This window comes from Alteromonas sp. 4NH20-0056 (genome assembly GCF_057539655.1).
Window position 1 is genome coordinate 1 of sequence record NZ_BAAJLS010000015.1, and the last position, 17,477, is coordinate 17,477.

Below are 17,477 nucleotides of genomic sequence, written 5' to 3' on the forward strand. Positions count from 1 at the left end.
CCCCATGCCGCTATCTTCTGTATAAAGGCTGTAGCCACCAACATCAATCATCTCTCCAGTTTTGATAAAAGTGCTAGAGTCGATATATTGAGAGTAGGTTTGATAAATAAAACCACTCGACACAAGGATTACCATACCGATACATAAATAAATGAAAAAAAACCTCATTCGTAAAGTCCTTTTAGCTCATGATGTTAGCTTTAATTGATTGCAGTCTGTCCTATACCTGATGGAAATTCAATCTATTATGTACAGAATTTTGTTCGCTGAATATGCATAGTCTATAGCGCTTTTTCTTTTACTTTCTGATGTCCGCTATTGACCGATGGCAGAGATCCGGCGTCACAAAACTGACCGTCTGCTCTTTGTCTGAAGCTGCCTTTGAAATAACGAATAGGAAAGTATGATATTTTTTTCTGTAAACCTACACGTTGCTCAGTGATTAAAAAAATCATTTAGATAAAGAGGTGCGGCAACCATTGCTATACATGAATAAATGTAAACCTGCTAATAAGGTCAGTGATCCCAAACGTAATACCGTGGTATTATTTGTAACGTGTTAAAAAAATGAAGTTGACTATGTTTGAACCAAAACGATTAGCAAGACTTAAATGGGCATGTCGAAGAGGTATGCTAGAGCTTGATGTACTTTTACTTCCTTTTGTGGAACAAGCGTTTGATTCATTAGACTATGAACAGCAAGAAACGTTTGAACGCTTGCTCACCAGTGACGATCCTGATTTGTTTGCATGGATAATGGGTCATCAGAAGTGTGACGATCCTGCGCTTGCTGATATGGTGGCTACCGTAGTCAACCGTGTCAAAGTATAGAATAGAAATAGCGACGAACGCCCACAGAAAACGTTACGCAATGTTAGGTTTCGTGGGCGTCATTCTTCTCAGTTTAGCGGTGTTACCAGAGCAACTCTGGTTAATAATTTCCCCGTGGCATGCATTTCCCCTCATCGCGTTTGTTTTAGGCAGTTTTTATTACGCATATGGTTACAAAACTTTTCGCCATAATGATGTATTTACCTTAACCTCAAATGCTAAACTGCGCCCCCTCATTGTTTGCGGCAAAGATATTGATGCTCCCGACATGCAAATCCATGGAAGTTCGTTAATGTTTCCTTGGGGAATAGCGCTGAATGTAGCGTGCGTAAAGCATCATTTATGGTCAAGAAGGTCTATGCATTATCGCTGGGTGTTAAAGAGTGAATGCACCAATGCTGACTACCGGCGGCTATGCAGAGCGGTTATTTTTGCTCAGAAACAGATTTAATAAAGGAAAAGATAGAATGTTGCGCGAGTACGCCAAAGCATTAACAAAACGTGTTGATACGCGAGCACTGATGCAGTTTAAACCTCCCACGTTACCTTCTCGAATCTATACAAAAACACTGTGTATTGATAACGCACATTACGGTAAATACTGTGAGGAAGTAAAGTGGGGACGCGTTGACACGCTGCACCCGCTTTATCTTCAAATGCTGTCGTTGCCGCTGCAGATGCAGTGCCTTCTTGATAAGAAAAGCCCGTTTCCACTGTTAGGTCTGATACATGCCGCAAACAATATTATCATTCATGATGATATTGATATCAGTGAGCCTCTAGAGTGCCGCGTGAAGTTTTCCGACGTAAGACCGCATAGTAAAGGGTGGGATGTCGATATCGAGCTTACTGCTTTGCAAGGTGGGAGTTGTGTTTACACGGCTGTTAGTACTTACCTTGTAAAGGTAAAAGCAGTGCACGTTGCACCGCGCGCTCCTGTGATCAGTAATGAATTCGTCTGTGACGGAAGTGACAGTGCACTCATCGATACGCTAAGTATAACTAACGATACAGGACGAAAGTACGCCAAAATCTCAGGCGATTACAATCCCATTCATTTGTATGGACTTACGGCCAAATTATTTGGTTTTAAGAAGCCAATCGCACATGGTATGTGGACGCTGGCAAACGCAGTGTCAAGCTTAGCGAATGCCACGGATAAGTCATTCTATCGTATTGACTGTCGTTTTAAACGGCCCGTTTTTCTACCCGCTAATGTTGATGTGATAACCGAGTGCTTCACCGAGGAAAACGTAAAACTTTCCATTGTCGGTCAGAAAAACAAAGAGCCGCATGTCGAGTGTTCCATCAGTTTTTAATATAAACACACATTAAAGGCTGCATTATCTTTAGATAACGCAGCCCTAAATAGAATAGCGGTTAAATGAGACTGCCTGCGACAACCCGATTACGTTGCTCTTCTGGTGTCAGTATTGTTGGGCCGGCATTTTCAAGCTGATTAGGATGGTCAAGATTGAAATGTAAGCCCCGACTTTCCTTACGTTGCATGGCACACCGAACAATCAGTTCAGCAACGGTTACAAGGTTTCTCAATTCAAGCAAATTATTACTCACTCGGAAATGAGCATAGTATTCGGCAATTTCTTGCTCGAGCAAGTTTATCCTTCGCATAGCTCGCTCTAGACGCTTATCGGTTCTAACAATGCCAACGTAATCCCACATAAATAAACGCAATTCGTGCCAATTATGCTGAATAATAACTTCTTCATCAGAGTTAGATACTTGGCTTTCATCCCAAGGCGGAATTGGCTCTTCTAACGCGATGTTATTTAAGTTGGCAACAATATCATCCGCCGCCGCCCCAGCGAAAACAATACACTCTAACAGTGAATTAGATGCCATCCGGTTTGCACCGTGCAGGCCGGTGTAGGCGACTTCACCGATGGCATAGACATTATGTAAGTCTGTTTTTGCGTTAAAGTCTGTCATTACACCGCCGCAGCTGTAATGCGCTGCGGGAACTACAGGGATAGGCTCACGGGTAATATCAATACCTAGCGAACGACACTTTCTGTAGATATTAGGAAAGTGCTTAACAATAAAGTCTGCAGGTTTGTGGCTGATATCTAAATACATGCAATCGGCGCCCAGGCGCTTCATTTCGAAATCGATAGCGCGCGCAACAACATCTCGTGGTGCCAGATCGCCACGTTCGTCAAATTTATGCATGAACCGGGTGCCATCAGCATGGCACAGGTTTGCACCCTCGCCACGAAGCGCTTCGGTTATCAGAAAGTTTCTTGCCTGTGGATGGTACAGACAAGTAGGGTGGAACTGATTGAATTCCATATTCGCCACACGACATCCCGCGCGCCAAGCCATGGCAATACCATCTCCACTGGAAACATCAGGGTTAGACGTATATTGGTATACTTTACTGCCGCCGCCGGTGGCAAGCGCAATGAAGGGGGCACGAATAACTTCTACATGCTCTTGCTGCCTATTCCAGACATATGCTCCCACACAGTGGCCTTCCTTTTCTTTTGAAGCAATAAGGTCAATGGCGTTATAGCGCTCAAATACGTGGATGTTAGGGTGTGATGACACTGCATCATTCAGTGTGATTTGAAGCGCTTCACCGGTGGCATCTGCCGCATGCAGAATACGTCTGTGGCTGTGTCCACCCTCTCGGGTGAGATGGAAACGCTCTTCTCCACTTTCGGTTTTTTCAGTGTCGAACGGAACGCCGTAGCCGATTAGCCAATTTAATGCTGCTTTGGCTCGCTCGGTGGTAAACCGTACTGCTGGCTCATCACACAATCCGCCGCCGGCATTCAATGTATCTTTTACATGTGCATCTATCGAATCTTGTTCATCGAACACTGCCGCAATGCCGCCCTGCGCGTATCGCGTAGAACCTTCATTTCTATCGCTTTTGCTAAGTACAATAACTTGGCAGTGATCGGCGAGCTTTAACGCAAGGCTTAACCCTGCTGCGCCACTGCCTACAATGAGAACATCACAACGATGTTCTATTGCGTTAGATGTTGAAGTAAGTGAAGATGAAACAGATTTCATGTATTTTACACAAATTAATATAAACAATCGTTCGGCAAGTCTAAAGGATGGGGGGTAAAACACAATGATTCAAAAGTGTTACGCCTCGCTTTTTTAATATTTTTAATACTTGAATAGAACTTTTTGTTTTAGAACACGTCTATATCTGTGCTTGTTAGAGCTTATGGGTATGTGAAGTAGGGAGTACAAGCTCGAATGAGCGAGCAGATTACCGACCAACAATTGGTTGAAAAAGTACAGCACGGCGACAAGAATGCGTTCAACTTACTGGTAACACGTTATCAGCATAAAGTGATGCACTTGGTCTCGCGTTATGTGAAAAATACGGGTGATGTCGCGGATGTTACTCAAGACGCTTTTATAAAAGCATATCGGGCGTTACCGAATTTTAGAGGCGATAGTGCATTTTACACATGGCTGTATCGCATCGCTGTGAATAGTGCGAAGAATTATCTCGTTGCTCAGGGGCGTAAACCGCCAGCAAGTGATGTAGATGCTGAGGACGCAGACTACTACGAAGGAAGTGATGCATTACGAGAGCAAACTACGCCAGAGCGTAGTTTGTTGTCAGACGAAATTGAAGAAACGTTATTTAAAGTAGTAGAAAAGTTACCTGACGACTTGCGTATGGCCATTACCCTGCGTGAGATTGAGGGGCTAAGTTACGAAGAGATTGCAAATGTAATGTCTTGCCCTGTGGGTACGGTTAGGTCTCGTATTTTCAGAGCGCGAGAGGCGATTGATAAGGTTATTCAGCCTTTGTTAGAAAATTAATTTCAAATACGATGAACTTTCTTAGTATTGAGATGACTAACAGCTGTGTTAAGGTATAAAAATGATCGTTGAAGATCAGGAATCAAATTTTATGACGCAACAGCAAGAAAAAATGTCCGCATTCATGGATGGTGAATTAGACGGCGACGCAATCATTGATGCGATCAAAAAGGATGAGGAACTTCAAGCTAAATGGCAGCGCTACCATGTGGTTCGCAGTGCAATGCGAAAAGAAGCAAGCGTAGCGCCTCAGCTTGATATTACAGCCCGTGTTGCTGCTGCGCTTGATAATGAGCCTGCCATTGTGGCGCCTAAGCGCTCACGCTGGCGTGCTCTCCCAGGTGTTAGCAATGTTATTCCATTTGCTAAGCAGGGCGGACAGTTTGCGATGGCAGCCTCTGTCGCGGTGGCGGTTATTCTTGGTGTGCAGCACTTCAATCAGCCGGTTCCTTCAGAGCCCTTTTCGACATTTTCTACAGGAAATCCGCAGGGTGGTCTAGCACCGGTTAGCCTTGAGCAAACACGTACGCTTCCTCGTAATGATATGAACGAAGTGTTGGAGAAAAAGCGCAAGATAAATGCGCTTATTGCAGACCATGAGCAACAAGTTAAATTGAAGCAGGTTGACGGTTCTGAACAAGATAAAAAAGAGGCTGCTGAGAACGAGCGCCCCTAAATAAGTGGATTTTGATGAAAGTTATCACTGTTAAAAACGTACCAGCCATCGCGCTGGTACGTTTGTTTTTACCCTCACTAAAACGCATGCGTAATGTGAAAAGTTGCGCATGCGCAATGTTGTTTGCTTTATGCTCAACAGCCAGTATAGCCCAAGACGTTGACGCAGGGTCGCCTGAATTATCAACGCCGGCGGTGACTGGTGTTACGGGAATGTCAGCAGAATCTGCATCACCTGATGCTTCAGTCACTAGTGAGCCGCCGCCGAGTGAGGTGATGTCGACATCACAATGGCTTGCTCGCCTCAGTAATGTAGTACGAACAACCAATTTTGAACTCAGTTTTGTGCAAAGTAGAGCAGGCAGTGAAACAACTCCCTTTTTGTGGCGTCATGGCATTTTAGAAGACGGTACACAAGTTGAACAATTGAATTTACAAAACGGCCCTGGAAGAGAGCAAATAAGGGTAAACGATGTTGTGAGCGTGTTTGAGCCCGACGTTTCTCCTTACAGCTTTCGCTCTCAGTTTGTTAACGGGCCTATTCCTAGTGAATTACTATACTCGCCTGAAAATTTGAAGGCGGCTTATGAATTTATATCGGTAGGACGTGCACGTATTGCGGGAAGGCCAGCACAGCAAATTAGGATCATTAGCCGGGATAATACCCGCTTTAGCTACCAACTGTGGCTTGATGAAGCAACCGGCATGCTGCTTAAGCTTAATATGTTAGACGTAAAAGGCGTCGTGTTAGAGCAAATCCAGGTTACGTCATTGAATGTGACACCCGAGCCAAACGAGTACTTTTCACGTATTAACAATGCACTGTTACCCGGGCCCATGGTGCTTACCCGAAAGCAAGCAAGGGAACACCAATGGGATGTTGGTTACTTGCCGGTGGGAATGAAAGAAGTCAGGCATGATACGCGTAGGCTGGCGCTTACAGGTCAGGTCGTTGAGTACAAGATGTTCAGCGACGGCTTAGTTGATATTTCGGTGTACGTTCAACGAGCTCAGGATGCGGTGGGCGAGGACATGGTATTACGTAACGATTTGAGTACGTTTTTAACGCTTACTGACGGCAAAGCGCAAGTAACCGTGGTGGGGGAAATTCCTTTGCAAACGGCAAATGCAATTGCAACATCGTTAAAGGCACTAGAACAGACAAATGATTAAAGAGACTGCAACGGTTGTGGCAATTGATGGAGACACCATTGTTGTTGAGGCGGCCATAAAATCTACATGCAACAGCTGTCAGTCACAAAGTGACTGTGGGACAGGCGTTATTTCTCGTGCGCTAGCGCCAAAAACGCAACAGTTAGCGCTCACTTCTCCCATGCCGGTTCGTATTGGTCAGCAAGTAACAGTAGGTATTCCTGAAGAGGGTATACTTACAGCATCAGCCTGGCTTTATTTACTTCCTCTTGTGGTTTTTATACTAGGGTTTTCGGTATCCAGCTATGTAATGCCATTATTATCGTTGACGCATGAACTTTGGGCGGTGCTTCCGTCCTCGCTGCTTACGCTAATTGCCTATCGCACCATTGCCTCAAGACTAGCCACACTGGATAAGAGTAAGTTTCAGCCCGTACTTTTAATCGGGCCAACTGCACCTTAGCGCAAGATAAAGACTATGAGATAAACGGAGTACCTATCAGCGCAGTAACGCTGATTTTACCGTTAATCTTATTATTTAATGGTGTAGTCGAAGATAACCCGCTAGGTAATTCGCTTTTCCTTTAAGAAATGGGTAAAATCCGCACGCGCCACGCAAACCTAAAAGTTGGTTTGTCAGTATTTTTTGGTTTAATGAATTTTTCTGCAGGTAATTCCCAGCATTATGCAACAATCGCACATTCGTAACTTCAGTATAATCGCCCACATCGACCACGGTAAATCAACGTTGTCTGACCGCTTAATCCAGCATTGTGGAGGGCTATCCGATCGCGAAATGGCCGAGCAAGTTCTTGACTCAATGGACTTAGAGAAAGAACGTGGAATTACCATTAAAGCGCAAAGCGTGACGTTACACTACAACGCACAAGATGGCGAAACGTATCAGCTTAACTTTATCGATACGCCAGGACACGTTGACTTCACTTACGAAGTATCTCGCTCGCTAGCGGCCTGTGAAGGAGCATTGTTAGTGGTCGACGCAGGGCAAGGTGTAGAAGCGCAAACGCTAGCGAACTGCTATACAGCCATTGAAATGGATATGGAAGTCGTTCCTATATTGAACAAAATCGATTTACCGCAAGCCGACCCAGATCGCGTTGCGGAAGAAATTGAAGACATCGTTGGTATCGACGCAATAGACGCCGTTCGCTGCTCAGCAAAAACGGGTATTGGCATTGACGAAGTTCTCGAAGTTATCGTGAACAAAATTCCCCCTCCAGGCGGAGACAGAGAAGCACCATTAAAAGCGCTTATTATCGACTCTTGGTTTGATAACTACCAGGGTGTTGTGTCGTTAGTTCGTATCATGGAAGGGCAGCTTTCAAAGAAAGACAAAATTCAGATTATGTCCAACGGGCAAACACACCAAGTAGATAAAATTGGGGTGTTCACACCGAAAGCGCTAGATACAGGCGTGCTTCGCGCAGGTGAAGTGGGCTTTATCATTGCTGGTATTAAAGATATTCAGGGCGCACCTGTGGGCGATACAATAACGCTTGCAAGAGACCCTGCTACCGACATGTTACCTGGCTTTAAAAAGGTTAAACCTCAAGTTTATGCCGGTATCTTCCCAATAAGTTCAGACGACTATGAAGATTTCCGAGATGCTCTGGCAAAACTAAGCCTTAACGATGCGTCATTGTTTTATGAACCAGAGAGCTCTGCAGCCCTTGGTTTTGGTTTCCGCATTGGCTTCCTCGGTATGCTTCACATGGAGATAATCCAAGAGCGGTTAGAACGTGAATATGATCTAGGGCTCATTACTACTGCTCCAACGGTAATATATGAAGTAGAAACGACGAAAGGCGAAGTCATGACCGTCGATAGTCCGGCAAAATTGCCGCCGGTCAACGATATTGCCGAAATGCGCGAGCCCTTGGTAGAAGCAAATATATTGGTACCACAAGAGTTCCTAGGTAACGTTATTACGCTGTGTGTTGAGAAACGCGGTATGCAAACCAACATGACCTACCATGGTAAGCAAGTAGCGGTAACCTACGAATTACCTATGGCGGAAGTAGTACTTGATTTCTTCGATAGACTTAAATCAACAAGTCGTGGCTTCGCATCGTTAGATTACAACTTCAAGCGTTTCCAAGCGTCAGACATGGTTCGTGTTGATATTCTTATTAATGGTGAACGTGTTGATGCACTAGCAGTCATTACGCATAGAGAGAACTCGCAAAGCCGCGGTAGAGAATTGGTCGAAAAGCTTCGCGAACTCATTCCTCGTCAAATGTTCGATATCGCAATTCAAGCTGCTATCGGCAACCATATTGTAGCAAGAAGTACCGTTAAGCAATTACGTAAAAACGTTATTGCAAAATGCTACGGTGGTGACGTGAGCCGTAAGAAAAAGCTACTTCAAAAGCAAAAAGAAGGGAAGAAGCGAATGAAACAAGTGGGTAACGTTGAATTGCCTCAAGACGCATTCCTCGCAATATTGAAGGTAGGTAAGTAATGGCGAACTACTTCTCACTGATTTTAGTAGCGCTTACGCTTGTCACGGGCTTAGTTTGGCTGTTTGATAGTCTATTTTTTGCGAAGAAACGCAAAGCAAGATTGCAGGCTGAAGTCGACGCGTCGGGTGCATCGTATGGCGAAGATCCGCAGTTACCTTATTTGGTTGATACGTCTCAGCAGATATTTCCTGTTATTGCGTTTGTATTAGTATTGCGCTCTTTTATTTATGAGCCATTTCAAATACCTTCGGGCTCAATGATGCCAACATTATTAGTCGGTGACTTTATACTCGTTGAGAAGTTCTCTTACGGTATTAAAGACCCCGTTTTTAGAAGTAAGTTGGTAGAAACCGGTGCACCAGAGCGCGGTGATGTTGTGGTGTTTAAATACCCAGAAGATACGTCTGTTGATTACATCAAGCGCGTGATAGGCATGCCAGGCGATACCGTTGTTTATCAAAATAAACAGGTTTACATTAAACCAAAATGTGCTGATGCCACTAAAAATTGTGGCAAATTGAAAGCCGTTCCTCTTACTTTTAAAGAGCGTGGCGAGTTTGTTCAAGACATGGCAAAGCTGATGCGTTACACCGAAGATTTGGACGGAAAACAGCACGATATTCTTCGTCATCCAATGCGAGAGATTTCTCCGGCCAACTTTTACACCCAACCGGGCACAAGAAGTAATGAGTGGATTGTGCCTGAAGGCCAATATTTCGTACTGGGCGATAACCGTGACAATAGTAGAGACAGCCGCTTTTGGGGCTTTGTACCTGATGAAAACCTAGTGGGTAAGGCGGTTGCTATATGGATATCGTTTGAATTCGAACGTAACGCTTCTGATATGCTTCCAACATGGATACCTACTGGAGTTCGCTTTGAGCGTGCAGGTGGCATTCGTTAATGCTAGGTATCGACAAATATCGTCGCCTTTATAAGGCGATAGGTTATACATTTTCTAATACAGAGTTGCTTGAGCAGGCGCTCACGCATAGAAGTGCGGCTAAGCAACACAATGAACGTCTTGAGTTTTTGGGCGATGCTATCTTAGGCATGATCGTAGGCGAAACCCTCTATAAACGCTTTCCACAGGAACCTGAGGGTAAGTTAACTCGCATGCGTTCAACATTAGTAAAGGGTGACACCTTGGCTGAGTTGGCACGAGAAACAAGCATGGGAGAATTGCTAAAACTTGGGCCGGGTGAGTTGAAAAGTGGTGGCCATAGGCGAAGCTCAATACTCGCAGACGTGGTTGAAGCAGTATTAGGTGCAATTTACTTAGATTCAGGCATGGACGCGGTGCGCGGCGTTATTGATAGGCTTTGGGCCTCTCGGATTGAGAAGCTTGACCCTAATGCGCATCCTAAAGACAGTAAAACCCGACTGCAGGAATTTCTTCAAGGCAAAAAGCTTCCGCTCCCCACCTATGAAGTCATTGCCATCAGCGGAAAAGACCACGCTCAAACCTTTGAAGTAAGTTGTACGGTGGACAACTTATCAGTACCTGTCAATGCGACAGGGAATAGCCGCAGAAAAGCGGAACAAGAAGCCGCACGCCTTACTCTGGAGAAGCTTGAAGATAATGGAAGCAAATAATTTAACGCGCTGTGGCCTAATCGCCATAGTGGGCAGACCGAATGTTGGCAAATCAACATTACTTAACCGATTACTAGGCCAAAAGGTATCCATTACCTCTCGTAAACCTCAAACCACGCGACACCGTATTCTTGGAATAGATACAGAAGGCGATTACCAAGCGATATATGTCGATACGCCAGGGCTACACCAAGACGAAAAGCGCGCAATAAATCGTTATATGAATCGTGCAGCATCAAGTTCACTCGGAGAAGTAGGGCTAGTGCTATTCGTTGTTGAGGGTGATCGTTGGAATAGCGACGATGAAATGGTGTTGTCTAAGGTAAAAAATTCAGGCCTGCCTTGCTACCTTATCGTTAATAAAATGGATAAGGTAGAAAATAAAGAAGGGTTTATTGACCATCTTAAGACGTTGGCGGAAAAACACCAATTCGAACATGTTATCCCCATCAGCGCTAAGCAGGGCAAAATGGTCGACGATATTCGAAGCCTTGTGGCAGCGTCGTTGCCGGAAAATCCATTTTTCTTTCCTGAAGAGTACGTTACAGACCGTTCAAGTCGCTTTATGGCGGCTGAAATTATCCGGGAAAAGCTAATGCGATTTACCGGAGATGAACTTCCTTACTCGACTACCGTAGAAATAGAGCAATTTAAGCTCGCGGAAAACGGTATATACCGTATCAGCGGGTTAATTTTGGTAGAAAGAGAAACCCAAAAGCGCATGATCATTGGTAAAGGTGGCAAACACCTAAAAACCATTGGTGAGCAGGCGCGAAGAGATATGGAAAACTTGTTTGACAACAAAGTGTTTCTTGAGCTTTGGGTTAAGGTTAAGCAGGGGTGGGCTGATGATGAAAGAGCACTGCGTTCGCTAGGATATGGTGACGAGAATAGCTTTTAGTCATTGCTACGTTTAGTGTTTTGTTTAAGAGGTAGATATGGCCATTTCAGATTTACGCAGGCAATATTCTAAAGGCTCGTTAGACGCTGATGCGCTAACAGATACGCCTTTCGATTTGTTCAACGCATGGTTAAAAGACGCTATTGATGCCGATATTCCTGACCCCACAGCAATGACGGTTGCCACGGTTGATGCCACAGGCCAACCATCGCAACGCATAGTTCTGTTAAAAGAAGTTAACGATGGTGGCTTTGTGTTCTTTACGAACCTTGGTAGTCGTAAAGCGAAAGAGTTAAGCGAAAACCCTAAAGTAAGCTGTCATTTTCCATGGTTCTTTATGGAGAGACAGGTGCGGGTGTGTGGGGTTGCTGAAAAGCTATCATTAAAAGAAAATGCGCAGTATTTTTTCTCCCGTCCAAAAGATAGTCAGCTTGCAGCATTTGCATCGAAACAAAGCCAGCCAATAAACAGCAAAGCGTTATTGCTTACTCAATTTCAGCAAATGAAAGACAAATTCGCTAACAAAGCATTACCAACCCCTGATTTTTGGGGCGGTTTTCGTATTGTTCCACACCAGATAGAATTTTGGCAGGGAGGCGAAGACAGACTACATGATAGGTTTGAATATAACCTTCAAGATAACGGTACGTGGTCAACACAGCGCCTTATGCCTTAGCGCTGATGTGTGTTTCGGCCAAATGAAACCTAGCAGCGTTTACACAACAAAGAGTAATAAACGGTGATAGATAGCCACTGTCACCTAGATTTGCCCGCATTTGAGTCTGATTGGCAAGCGGTGGTGTCTCGCGCTGCACGGTCAGGCGTTACGCGTCTTCTTATTCCAGGCACCACTAGCGCTTCTTTTAAGCAGCAGTTTGCTATTCAATCACAATGCAGTGATACGCTTCCAATTGATGTGGCGCTAGGGCTGCACCCTTATTTTCTTAATATCGAAACTACGCCGCTTAGCGCGCAACTATCAATTCTCGAGCAGTATGTGGCCAGCCATCGACACCAGATTGTCGCTCTTGGGGAAATAGGTCTCGATGGTCATATTTCGTTAGACTTTACGCTTCAATTGCGCGCGTTTGAACAACAGTTATTGATGGCTATGCAGTTTTCGCTACCCGTAATTTTACATCATAGAAAAAGCCATCATCATATTTTCTCTTCGCTCAAAAAAGTAGGGTATGCAGGCCATGGTGTTATTCATGCATTCTCTGGCAGCATAGAGGTGGCAATGCAGTATATTGAGAGGGGATTTTATATTGGTGTTGGCGGAACCATTACTTACGAAAGGGCGCATAAAACGAGAGAGACGGTACGTTATCTTTACAAGCACCACCCTTGTTCATTACTACTAGAAACAGATTCACCGGATATGCCGATGATGGGGCGACAGGGGAAGCGCAACGAACCCGCGAACATCAGCGACGTTGTGGATGTACTCGCTCACTTGGTGGGGAGTAGTAAAGCGGCGATTATTGACACTACGAACGAAAACTACCATCACTGCTTTTTGCGGTAAAGTGCTTACTGTCCGGTTTTACTTTTTATCCAAGGCCGAAACTTATAAAAGCCTCGAGTAAGGTAAATTCCTATAATCAGCGCTAACGTAACAAATAACCCAAGCAATACAAATTGTTTTTTTCGAAGTCCATTGGGTTTTGCAATGAGGGTTGCGGTATCAATATAGGTATGTAAATACCCAATGTGCTCACCATCGCTATAAATATTATTGACATGTGTTGTCGGAGGAAGCGAGAGGCTTTTTGTTAGTGTGGCGATACTGCTTACACGAGGAAGGGGGGCAAGGTACTTACCCTTAATGTCAAATACTGCCATCCCAATAATCGCGGGGTCGTCGGTAGCAATAGTTAACATGCTCTCTAACGCTGCTCTATTTTCATTCTTCACGCTTTCGGCAATAAGTTCAGCGTATTGCTTAGAAATACTATTTCGAGGTTCAAGGGTATGGTTCTTTACCCACAGTTGATTGTATTGTTGAATAAAAACAAATATGCCAATACACAATACTAGTCCTAGGCTCATCATAACGGTATGGACGAGACGTTTTATCGCAGTGTAAAACGAATGTGATTCCAGTATGCTGTCTTTAGGTTTTTGCGTAGTTGTAGGCATTCATGCTCTCGCTGTGTGACGTTAAAGGCATTAAAGTAAATGCGTTAAATTTTAACGGTTATGTTTCAAGATGCGCTTCAATTATGTAGCATACTAGCAAACATTGCTTAGAGTTATTTTACGTGACTACCTTTTTTCAACATCTTCATGCCAATGAGTATCACTCAAGCGAGGCGTTGTACTCGACGTTAGCAACACACAAAGCCTTACCCGCACACCAAGACCACGTTCTTACCATTGTTGGGCAGGCACTTACTCCTTTTTTAGTATCTAATGTAATAAAGGCATTAACGAGCGTATTTGTTGCTAAGCATATCGCACCGCATGCACTACACCAAGCGTTTGGTGACGATGTTGTTGTGTTGCATGGCGACTGTTTAGAAAGCGATGACGCCCTCGTGAAGTCTCAATTAGACCATATTGCTGCGACTTACCATGTTGATGTAGGGCTGCAAACATCTCAACCTATTTTGGCCGACGGCGGGCTTCTTGTTATGGACATGGACAGCACGGTTATCGCTATTGAGTGTATTGATGAAATTGCTAAATTGGCGGGTGTTGGTGAAGAGGTTGCAGAGGTCACGGCTCGTGCTATGCGCGGAGAAATTGCCTTCAATGAAAGTTTGCACCATCGTGTTGCGTGTTTACAAGGTGTGCCGGTGGCTCATTTAGAATCCATCCGTAACAGCATTCCTATTATGCCGGGGATTCAACGTCTGCTAAGTGTGCTTAAACAGCACAACTGGAAGTTGGCTATTGCATCGGGTGGCTTCACGTACTTTGCCGACCACCTAAAACAACGCCTAGGGCTAGACTTTGCCATATCTAATACACTTGTTGAAGATAACGGTAAGCTAGTAGGTAAAGTAGCAGGTGAAGTGGTAAACGCTGAGGTGAAGGCGCGCACCGTTAAAGAACTTGCTGAGAAATGGAATATTGATACGTCTCAAACTGTTGCAATGGGCGATGGCGCGAACGATCTTGTTATGATGGCCGAGTCTGGCTTGGGTGTGGCGTGTCACGGTAAGCCTGTTGTGAACAAACAAGCAGATGTTGCGATACGCTTTGGCGGTCTACATGCCATGCTGTATTTCTTAAAATAGCAATTCGTTACTGCGCTATACGTTACATTACGCCGAGCACTATGCCTGAGTTGTACAGTCTTTTAGACTGAATACGCCTCTATTAGTTAACGAGGCGTACTGGCTTTTGCTCTTGCTTGTTCGCTGCAATGGTATCGACGTCAAACCCATAGCGAACTAAGACCTCATCGGTAACGTCGACGAGGTGAGCACACGCCGCAATACTCCAAAGTTGTTTCTCAAGTTCTCTCGCTCTGTGCACTGCGTACATACTCACGTAACTAATCTCTGTTTGCAGCATGGATAAGTCTGGTTTTCCGGTAGTGGTCACCATTACATGAACCGCAATAAATTGTCCCCGCGTGATGGCTTCGGTGATAAAGCTTTTGCGTTTAACATCGTCTTCAAATTTATCCGAGTAGCGCGGCAGTATGGCAAATCGAGGGTCTTTTTTCGACGCATCAAAAGAAATAAATAATTCTTCACGTATGGGCATGTTTTCAAGTTTGACTTGTTTAATACCGCTTTGCATGAAGGGAACATCTAACTTCCGATCTCTGAATAAAAACTCAAGGTTTACTTCGCGTTCTTTGGCTAAGAAGCTTACTAGCGACAACATGCGATTGTCTTGCTTTCCCGTCATACATGCTTTTGGTGTGTAGCGCACGCCTTCTTTGCTTAACAAGAATGATATTGAGGTAGCGTTTCTTGCATTTATGCAGCGAAGTGCTTGTCCCATACCCGGGATAGGCTCATCGCCATCATCCGCTTCAAGATTTTTCTTGTTCTTCTTGATTAGCTCTTCAAAAAAGGTACGCGCGCTCTTGCCTTCATCACCTGGCATCGCTTTAAGGTGTAATATATTTTTATCAACGTTGTGATAAACCACCTGATACGTTAAGTTCATCACATCAAAGCTATTGGTTTTTTCTTGCAAGCGCGGGAAAGCAACCTTAACAGCGCCCTCAAGTTCTCCGTGATACTCTTTATTCAATTCAACGCGCAAGCCTAACCCGTGAATAGATATATCCTCACTGACACCGTTGTGAAGCGTGTCATCATCTGCCAGTTGCAGTTGAATTTGCGAACGCAAACGATAGCGAGTCTCTAGGCGCTGTTCTTCATACTTGAAACGGCAAAGCTCTATTGTTGAGGCGGCGCGATTACGAGGGTGGCCGAATATGCGCATGTGGGTGAGGTTGCTACGATTAAATTTAACATTGTTATAAGTTTGTTGACCGATGACCGATGTTACATCAGTGACATGCGCAACAAAATTAAGGTCGTTGAGCTTCGCCATTAAACGCGCTGCTGGAGGCGTGTTTTGCTTTTTGACCTTATTGCCGACAGAATCGGGAATAGAAAGCGGCGTGTGCGCTTGTTCTGGGTACATGTCAGTGAGCGTCAATTTAAACACGCGCCAACTTGCTTTTTTGGAGCCAAAACCAAAAAATACGTTCTTTAACACATCTTTCTTCATCAACTCGTCGTACGAGGCTGAATAAAAATAAACTTTTTCATCTTGTAGATGGGTAAAACTATAAACAAATATTTCGCGCTGGCTTTGCGAACGGTTTAACAAGGCAGTAAGGCGAGGCTGTGTTAGCAAAAAACTAAGTCGCAATGCGTCGGTTTCGTCTTGCCAGTAACTGATGATTTCTCTATTAACTTCATTGACCATGGCAAAGCGTGCAGTGAAAACGCCTTCTGTCTCACTAAAAAAAACGGGCAGTGTTGGGCTTCGTGGTGAAAAATACTGCTCGCAGATTTTGCTAGTAATCGCCTCAATCGTGTTGTTCATATTCACTTTATAGCGGCGTTTGTTTCCATGGATGAAGCTTTCGAGAAATTTATCAAAAGCGGCATTTGGCTTATTCATATCTCGTTGAAGCGCCAAATACACCACATCGTTTTTGTGTGTTATTTTTACTAATTTATAAGAAATGCCGTGGTTTTTATCCATAGCAAATTCATCTTCAAGGCCTCGAAAAAACACCTCGAATACATCGTCTTTTTTTAAATGAGTGTCTTTGGTTAATTTGACCTGAAGGCCTTCAAGCGAAATGTCTACACTCAGTCCGCGAGTCGACTGATCATATTTATCAATTAATTCGACCGCCACCGCGAAATTCATGCGCTCGGTATTGCGCTGTCTGTAGTCAAGTAAGTTAACCGTGGGAACTTTAAACTGTTCTAAAACAACAGACGACTTCTTGCTGCTGCTTTGCCGTTGCTCTTGCAAATTTTGCGAGTCTTGCTTCTCTTGGATAACCCGAAAGTTATTCTCGGTGTTTTGAACTGCTTCGTACACACCGAATGTGTAGGCTTTGAAGATGCGTATTTGTTCTTCAAACACTTCAACGGCCACATCGTCCATGTAGTGCGTTCGGCCTTCGTGGGTGTACTCTCGACATTTGCCTGATACGTTACCTCTAAGATCGATAGTACGCAGGCATGGCTTAGCAAGACGCTTCACCTCCATTTTAATGAGAAAGCGTTTTTCTTTTGGAACGTCGCCCGCAAGCTGAAGAAGTACCTGATTAAATTCAGGCTCATTCACCATGGGTTTTAGCTGATCGATAACATCAGCGTATTGCTCTAAATCCTGACTCATCTAAATGCGCAAAGTAGTGTTTCGTTATATTGTAGACAGTTTATCGGCAAGTGCATGAAATTGATTAATATTTGATTATTTACTGAACAAAAGACATGTATTTACTTATATTATTAATCTGATATTGCCAACAACGTTAATGACCGTAATGTATAGTGGTAGAATACGCTTTTTATCAACCGGATAAA

General features: G+C 44.2%; 17 protein-coding genes. 14 read left to right on the forward strand and 3 right to left on the reverse strand.

The features are described from left to right. Positions 1–579: 579 nt before the first annotated feature. From AC27EZ_RS17510 to AC27EZ_RS17520, 3 genes are read left to right on the forward strand one after another with little or no spacing between them, the layout of a single operon-like run. On the forward strand, positions 580–831 hold the full coding sequence (locus AC27EZ_RS17510) for an FAD assembly factor SdhE (protein WP_421131940.1): 252 nt from the start codon (positions 580–582) through the stop codon (positions 829–831). Continuing rightward, a complete protein-coding gene (locus AC27EZ_RS17515) occupies positions 818–1,282 on the forward strand; it encodes a protein YgfX (protein ID WP_487136560.1) in 465 nt (154 codons plus the stop codon). Before AC27EZ_RS17510 ends, AC27EZ_RS17515 begins: the two co-directional genes overlap by 14 nt. Positions 1,283–1,298: 16 nt before the next feature. Continuing rightward, positions 1,299–2,150 (forward strand): MaoC/PaaZ C-terminal domain-containing protein, encoded by an 852-nt coding sequence (locus AC27EZ_RS17520; RefSeq protein ID WP_487136561.1) that lies wholly within the window; start codon positions 1,299–1,301, stop codon positions 2,148–2,150. Between the two features lie 61 nt (positions 2,151–2,211). On the opposite strand, the gene nadB is transcribed toward AC27EZ_RS17520, so the two are convergent. Beyond that, a complete protein-coding gene (nadB, locus tag AC27EZ_RS17525) occupies positions 2,212–3,870 on the reverse strand; it encodes an L-aspartate oxidase (RefSeq protein ID WP_487136562.1) in 1,659 nt (552 codons plus the stop codon). Positions 3,871–4,065: 195 nt separating this feature from the next. On the opposite strand from nadB, the gene rpoE reads away from it, so the two are divergent. The 10 genes from rpoE (at position 4,066) to AC27EZ_RS17575 (ending at position 12,979) form a co-directional block, all read left to right on the forward strand. Next, on the forward strand, positions 4,066–4,644 hold the full coding sequence (gene rpoE / locus AC27EZ_RS17530; protein WP_421131936.1) for an RNA polymerase sigma factor RpoE: 579 nt from the start codon (positions 4,066–4,068) through the stop codon (positions 4,642–4,644). 91 nt (positions 4,645–4,735) lie between these two features. Further along, positions 4,736–5,320, forward strand: a complete 585-nt coding sequence (locus AC27EZ_RS17535) for a sigma-E factor negative regulatory protein (protein WP_487136604.1) — start codon at positions 4,736–4,738, stop codon at positions 5,318–5,320. A gap of 14 nt (positions 5,321–5,334) precedes the next feature. Beyond that, the gene (locus AC27EZ_RS17540; protein WP_487136563.1) at positions 5,335–6,492 is read left to right on the forward strand and encodes a MucB/RseB C-terminal domain-containing protein; all 1,158 of its coding nucleotides are present in this window, start codon (positions 5,335–5,337) and stop codon (positions 6,490–6,492) included. Beyond that, positions 6,485–6,934, forward strand: a complete 450-nt coding sequence (locus AC27EZ_RS17545; protein WP_487136564.1) for a SoxR reducing system RseC family protein — start codon at positions 6,485–6,487, stop codon at positions 6,932–6,934. The genes AC27EZ_RS17540 and AC27EZ_RS17545 overlap by 8 nt, the downstream gene beginning before the upstream one ends. 222 nt (positions 6,935–7,156) lie before the next feature. Next, positions 7,157–8,953, forward strand: coding sequence for a translation elongation factor 4 (lepA, locus tag AC27EZ_RS17550; protein ID WP_487136565.1), 1,797 nt, complete (start codon positions 7,157–7,159; stop codon positions 8,951–8,953). Then, a complete protein-coding gene (gene lepB / locus AC27EZ_RS17555; protein ID WP_487136566.1) occupies positions 8,953–9,858 on the forward strand; it encodes a signal peptidase I in 906 nt (301 codons plus the stop codon). Before lepA ends, lepB begins: the two co-directional genes overlap by 1 nt. Further along, on the forward strand, positions 9,858–10,550 hold the full coding sequence (rnc, locus tag AC27EZ_RS17560; protein ID WP_487136567.1) for a ribonuclease III: 693 nt from the start codon (positions 9,858–9,860) through the stop codon (positions 10,548–10,550). The genes lepB and rnc overlap by 1 nt, the downstream gene beginning before the upstream one ends. Next, positions 10,537–11,451 (forward strand): GTPase Era, encoded by a 915-nt coding sequence (gene era, locus AC27EZ_RS17565; protein WP_487136568.1) that lies wholly within the window; start codon positions 10,537–10,539, stop codon positions 11,449–11,451. Before rnc ends, era begins: the two co-directional genes overlap by 14 nt. A gap of 37 nt (positions 11,452–11,488) precedes the next feature. Beyond that, positions 11,489–12,127 (forward strand): pyridoxamine 5'-phosphate oxidase, encoded by a 639-nt coding sequence (gene pdxH / locus AC27EZ_RS17570; protein WP_487136569.1) that lies wholly within the window; start codon positions 11,489–11,491, stop codon positions 12,125–12,127. A gap of 63 nt (positions 12,128–12,190) precedes the next feature. Further along, complete coding sequence (locus AC27EZ_RS17575) at positions 12,191–12,979, forward strand: TatD family hydrolase (RefSeq protein WP_487136570.1); 789 nt, start codon at positions 12,191–12,193, stop codon at positions 12,977–12,979. 5 nt (positions 12,980–12,984) lie between these two features. Here the strand turns inward: AC27EZ_RS17575 and AC27EZ_RS17580 are convergent, their stop codons facing one another. Continuing rightward, positions 12,985–13,593, reverse strand: a complete 609-nt coding sequence (locus AC27EZ_RS17580; protein ID WP_487136571.1) for a hypothetical protein — start codon at positions 13,591–13,593, stop codon at positions 12,985–12,987. A gap of 122 nt (positions 13,594–13,715) precedes the next feature. Here AC27EZ_RS17580 and serB point away from each other — a divergent pair, with 122 nt between their 5' ends. Further along, positions 13,716–14,696 carry a phosphoserine phosphatase SerB gene (gene serB / locus AC27EZ_RS17585; protein WP_487136572.1) on the forward strand — a complete coding sequence of 327 codons (981 nt, stop codon included), beginning with the start codon at positions 13,716–13,718 and terminating at the stop codon, positions 14,694–14,696. Between the two features lie 82 nt (positions 14,697–14,778). Here serB and AC27EZ_RS17590 read toward each other — a convergent pair whose 3' ends face one another. After that, complete coding sequence (locus AC27EZ_RS17590; RefSeq protein ID WP_487136573.1) at positions 14,779–17,289, reverse strand: PilZ domain-containing protein; 2,511 nt, start codon at positions 17,287–17,289, stop codon at positions 14,779–14,781. Between the last annotated feature and the right edge of the window lie 188 nt (positions 17,290–17,477).